Source organism: Selenomonadales bacterium (genome assembly GCA_017442105.1).
Lineage (GTDB): Bacteria > Bacillota > Negativicutes > RGIG982 > RGIG982 > RGIG982.
In genome coordinates, this window is record JAFSAX010000230.1 from 1 (window position 1) to 5,239 (window position 5,239).

Below are 5,239 nucleotides of genomic sequence, written 5' to 3' on the forward strand. Positions count from 1 at the left end.
ATCACCTCCGAAGCGATCCAAGCCTTCCTGGCTGACGATAATCACGTCGATCTCTCCGATTATGACTTTGGTTTCGTGTCACTCGCCATCACCAGACCCGACACGCTGATCGCACCTGCCTTCAAAAGAAGCGCAGCACAGATCTCCATCGTCGCACCCGTCGTATAGATATCATCTACGAGAAGCACGCGTTTTCCGCGCACAGCCGCTTCATCCGCAATGCAAAAGGCACCCGTCAGATTCGCCTTGCGTTCGCGTTTCGACAACTTCCATTGCGCTTCGGTATCACGCACACGCATCAGTACATCAGCGCGCCAGACAAATCCGCTTGACCGCGCCCAATCTTCGAACAGCACCTCCGTCTGATTAAATCCGCGCACGCGCCGTTTCGCCTCGCTGATCGGCACAGGCACAACCTGATCGACATCGCCGACCAACGCTTGCGCAGGCATCCGCCCAAGAAGCGACGACAGACAGAGTGCATCCTTTCGTTTGCCGCGAAACTTCATATCGCGAAGGACGACCTTCACACCACCGCGATAATGCGTCAGTGCCACCAAACGCGACAACGGGCTTGACTTCGCAAGCGAAACTTCGCGCATCGCCCATACCTCAGACGCACATCGCTCGCACCACATTCCGCGTGCACCTACCTCCGCACCGCACGACGGACAGCGTGCAGGCCAGATAAGCCCGACCAGAGCTTCCAACCAATCCTTCATCACTCAAGCACCACCGTATCATTCAGCCGTTCTGCCAGAAGCGTATACCGTTTTCGCATCCTATCATTCTCTACCGCCGTACAAAGAGCCGCCTTCGTACCCAAGAGGATGACCTGCCGTTTCGCACGCGTCACCGCCGTATAGAGAAGATTACGCTGGAGCATCACATGATGACCTGCCGTAAGCGGCAATATCACGATCGGATACTCGCTCCCCTGGCTCTTATGCACACTCATCGCATACGCCAATGCCAGCTCATCAAGCTCCTTGCGCTCATATGTCACATCGAGATCGGGATACGACACCCACATCTTACCGTCTACGATACGCGCCACGAACCCGATATCTCCGTTAAAAACATTCTTCTGATAATTATTTTTCATCTGCATGACCTTATCGCCCTCACGGAACACACACCGCGGTGATGCCATCTCCGCTTTCGCTTCAGACGGCGCATTGAGTGCTTCCTGCAAAAGACGATTCAGATTCTCCACACCACACTCCAACCGATGCATCGGCGACAGCACCTGCACATCACGCAGAACATCGACACCCTCCGAGGGAAGCTCACGTATGCACAGATTCACGATACGTTCCGCCACCATGCGCGCATCGGCATACTCCAAAAAGCAAAAATCATCACACGAATCGACATCGGGCATCATACCGCGATTGATACGATGCGCATTCATCACGATACGGCTCTCGCCCGCCTGGCGAAATACATCCGTCAACCGCACCGTCGGAACAGCCCCTGATCGAATCACATCACGAAGCACCGACCCCGGCCCAACCGCAGGAAGCTGATCGACATCACCTGCCAGAATCACGCGGCACCCCGACGGCACTGCCTTGAGGAGCGCATACATCAGACCGATATCCATCATCGACACCTCATCGACGATCACCGCATCAGCCTCAAGCGGCTCCTCCTCATTGCGCTCGAACATCGCACCGAACTCATCCGTCCCCATCGACTCCAGCATACGATGCACCGTACTAGCCTCGCGCCCCGTCGCCTCACTGAGCCGCTTCGCCGCGCGCCCCGTCGGCGCAGACAACAGAATCTGAAACCCTTCCGCTTCCAGCATCGCCAAGATACCGCGAATGACAGTCGTCTTCCCTGTACCCGGACCACCCGTCAATACTAAGACACCATTCGCTAAAGACGACGTCAAAGCCTCACGCTGGCTCTTCGACAGCACCAGACCAGACTCCGCTTCCCACGCAAGCGCACGCTCCTCCGCGCCCGATATATCGACGCGACGCGCCTTATCCTTCAGATACAAAAGTCGCTCAGCCGCGCCCTTCTCCGCCCGATACATCATCCGCGGATAGATAAGCGTCATCCCCTCGAACGACTCCACAAAGAGCTCGCCCGCCGACTTCAAGCGACGGATCTCGCCCGCCACCTCCTGTCGATCAGCAGAGAGGAGCCGCGCTGTTTCCTGCACAAGCATCTCCTCAGGCACACAACAATGTCCCGCCTGCATGATCTGAAGTAGCGCATAATCCACACCCGCCTTGATACGCGACGCATCATTGTATCCCACACCGAGCGACATCGCCACCGTATCTGCCGTGCGGAACCCAATACCGCGCACCTCCTCCGCCAAACGATACGGAGATTCCTTGATAAAATCGATCGCGAACGAACCGTACTGCGCAAAAATACGCGCCGCATACGCACCACTCACACCATGCTCCTCCAAGAACAGCATCAAATCACGCATCTCCGACTGCTCCACATACGACGAATGGATCTCATTCATCTTCTTTTTCCCAATACCGTGCACCTCGCGAAGTCGCTCAGGCTCACACTCCATCACACGAAGCACATCAGGGCCGAAATGATCCACCAGCCTTTCCGCCATGAGTGGACCTACACCTTTTACAACGCCCGACGACAAAAAACGAATCAAACTGCGACGACCCGTCGGTGCCATACGACGAACAGACTGCGCCCGAAACTGCGCCCCAAACCGCGGATGCTCCGTCCAGCCGCCCGTCAATTCCACCTGCTCCCCAACGAGCGGCGCACCGAACGAACCGACCACCGACATCATAGAACCACTCTCCGCCTTCACACGAAACACAGCAAACGAACCATCATCACTCTCGAACACGATCCCCTCGACCGTGCCCACAATCGTTTCAGTCATCATACGTCATACTCCCACAGCAATAATCTATCTTAACAATATTCGCCCCCATAAGGCATGAAACCCTCTTTTCTCCCAACCAAAAACAGCAAAACACTTGCAAAAATCGCCCCATCTGCTATCATATAACAATATAATGAAACGAAAAGAGGTCATCACCATGTACAGCTTCGCACCACGCGGTGTATGCTCCAAACGCATCACCTTCGATATCCAAGACAACAAACTCACCCACCTCCAATTCCTCGGCGGATGCCCCGGCAACCTCGCCGCCATCAGCGCACTCACCAAAGACATGGACATCGACACCATCATCGAGCGCGTCAAAGGCATCACCTGCGGCGGCAAACCCACCTCCTGCTGCGACCAACTCGCCCAAGCACTCATCGCCTACAAAGAACAATTTGCCAACAAATAAAACCTGCAAACACGATGCAGACACAGCCATCACCGACAGCCGACAGTCTACTCGCATCACTTGTATGACAGCCGACAGTCAAACAGTATTTCTATCCATGCAGCCTGTATATCACAGCCACCTATACCACTTTATATCGTAATTGAAAAAATTTCTCATTTTCTTATTGAGAATCACTTGCAATTACTTCAAAGAACGGTTATAATGATACCTGTTGATATTTTTAGAATGATTCTCATTCTTTTTATTGTCGTTTTACCGTTCACAGACAAGACTGCAAGGAAACACGGACACTTGTACCTCCTTATTTGATGAACGCAAACGACATCATCTAAGGAGGTATCTTTATTATGAACAAAAAATTAACAGCATTTATTACAACAGCACTCATGATCGGCGCAACGAGCGTATCGCTTGCCAATCCGTTCGCTGACGTACCGACAGACCACTGGGCATACGATGCCATCGACCAGCTTGCCGCAGACGGCATCATCGAAGGCTATAACGACAGCACATATGGCGGTGACAAAGCCATCACTCGTTACGAAATGGCTCAAGTCGTCGCTCGCGCAATGGCTAACTGCGATGGCGCTGACGCAGCTGACAAAGCTACGATCGACAAACTCGCTGCTGAATTCTCGGCCGAACTCGATTCCCTCGGCGTACGTGTCGATGCCCTCGAAAAGAAAGTCAACGGACTGAAAGACGTTGAATTCAGTGGTTACTACATGATGACCTACGGCCACGAAAAAGGCGCAGGCAGCTCCTTCGGCCACGAAGCAATGCTCAACCTCGATGCCAACGTTGCCGATAACCTCGATGCACATGTAGGTTTCATGGTCATGAGCGAAGATCTCGGCGAAGCAGCTGAAACCTACAACAACCTCGAAGTAGCCAACATCACTTGGGACAGAGGCAAACACCTCTGGACGGCAGGTCGCTACGCACAAGAACTCGGTACGACAGGCTACCTCATGAGTACTGACGGAAGCCTCGACGGTCTACGCTACGACTATACGCACGGCAACCTTACCGCAACGGCTGCTTATGCTGACCTCGGCGTATTTGAAGCAGGCCTCGAACGTACCTACTACGGTACGATCGGCTACGCACCATGCGACCACTTCAACGCAAACCTCACTTACCTCGCCGCTGACGATAATGACACCGCAGATGATCAGCTCTTCGGTATCGGTGCATCGTTCGGCATCGCCAAAAACCTCACTCTCGCAGGTGACTACTGGAAAAACGACGAAACAAAAGCTGACGGCCAAGTCATCAAACTCACCTACGGCAACCTTGATGAATCCGTCAAAGGCACTTACAGCCTCGGCGTAGAATACAACAAATGGGAAGCAGGCGTACTCCCCGGCATTGACGACATGACAGGCGCAGACTTCGCACTCGATGATCGCGAATTCTTCGCATTCATCGGCGAATACACCCTCGCTGAAAACGTCCTCTTCCGCGCATACCACACCTTCAACACTGAAACTGCAAGCGGTGACAGTCTTGAAGACTTCACAGGCGCAGAAATCTCCTTCTCCTTCTGATAACAACCAACCCCACCTTGCATACATACAAAGAAAGACACCTCACGCGAGGTGTCTTCTCTTTTTATTATACGAGGTTTACTATGGTTCCTTCTGATGAGGGAGAGATGTTCCTCTGCAAGAATGCTATTGCCACATACATAGCTACTACCTTCTCTCCCTCCGTCACGGACGAGCCGTGCCACCTTCCTCGTCAGAAGGAGGCTGTGGGAATGTGCGCCTCACTATGTGGCTCTCTCTGATGAGGGAGCTGTCGGCGAAGCTGACTGAGGGAGAGATGTTCCTACAAGAAAGCTATTGCTACATACATAGCTACTACCTTCTCTCCCTCCGTCACGGACGAGCCATGCCACCTCCCTCGTCAGAGGGAGGCTGTGGGAATGT

General features: G+C 53.4%; 4 protein-coding genes. 2 read left to right on the forward strand and 2 right to left on the reverse strand.

Annotated features, from left to right (window positions below):
- Nucleotides 1–59 precede the first annotated feature (59 nt).
- Nucleotides 60–722 (reverse strand): ComF family protein, encoded by a 663-nt coding sequence (locus tag IJN28_08770; protein MBQ6713857.1) that lies wholly within the window; start codon nucleotides 720–722, stop codon nucleotides 60–62.
- Nucleotides 722–2,884: an ATP-dependent RecD-like DNA helicase gene (locus IJN28_08775; GenBank protein ID MBQ6713858.1), complete on the reverse strand. Its 2,163-nt coding sequence runs from the start codon at nucleotides 2,882–2,884 to the stop codon at nucleotides 722–724. The genes IJN28_08770 and IJN28_08775 overlap by 1 nt, the downstream gene beginning before the upstream one ends.
- A 154-nt stretch (nucleotides 2,885–3,038) precedes the next feature.
- Here IJN28_08775 and IJN28_08780 point away from each other — a divergent pair, with 154 nt between their 5' ends.
- Together IJN28_08780 and IJN28_08785 are read left to right on the forward strand one after the other, a co-directional pair.
- Nucleotides 3,039–3,302: a TIGR03905 family TSCPD domain-containing protein gene (locus IJN28_08780; protein MBQ6713859.1), complete on the forward strand. Its 264-nt coding sequence runs from the start codon at nucleotides 3,039–3,041 to the stop codon at nucleotides 3,300–3,302.
- Between the two features lie 350 nt (nucleotides 3,303–3,652).
- Nucleotides 3,653–4,855 (forward strand): S-layer homology domain-containing protein, encoded by a 1,203-nt coding sequence (locus IJN28_08785; GenBank protein MBQ6713860.1) that lies wholly within the window; start codon nucleotides 3,653–3,655, stop codon nucleotides 4,853–4,855.
- Nucleotides 4,856–5,239: the final 384 nt, after the last annotated feature.

Bases quoted from the DNA above. Each gene is read 5' to 3' on its own strand.
- IJN28_08770 (MBQ6713857.1), bottom strand. From the start codon at position 722: ATGAAGGATTGGTTGGAAGCTCTGGTCGGGCTTATCTGGCCTGCACGC.
- IJN28_08775 (MBQ6713858.1), bottom strand. From the start codon at position 2,884: ATGACTGAAACGATTGTGGGCACGGTCGAGGGGATCGTGTTCGAGAGT.
- IJN28_08785 (MBQ6713860.1), top strand. From the start codon at position 3,653: ATGAACAAAAAATTAACAGCATTTATTACAACAGCACTCATGATCGGC.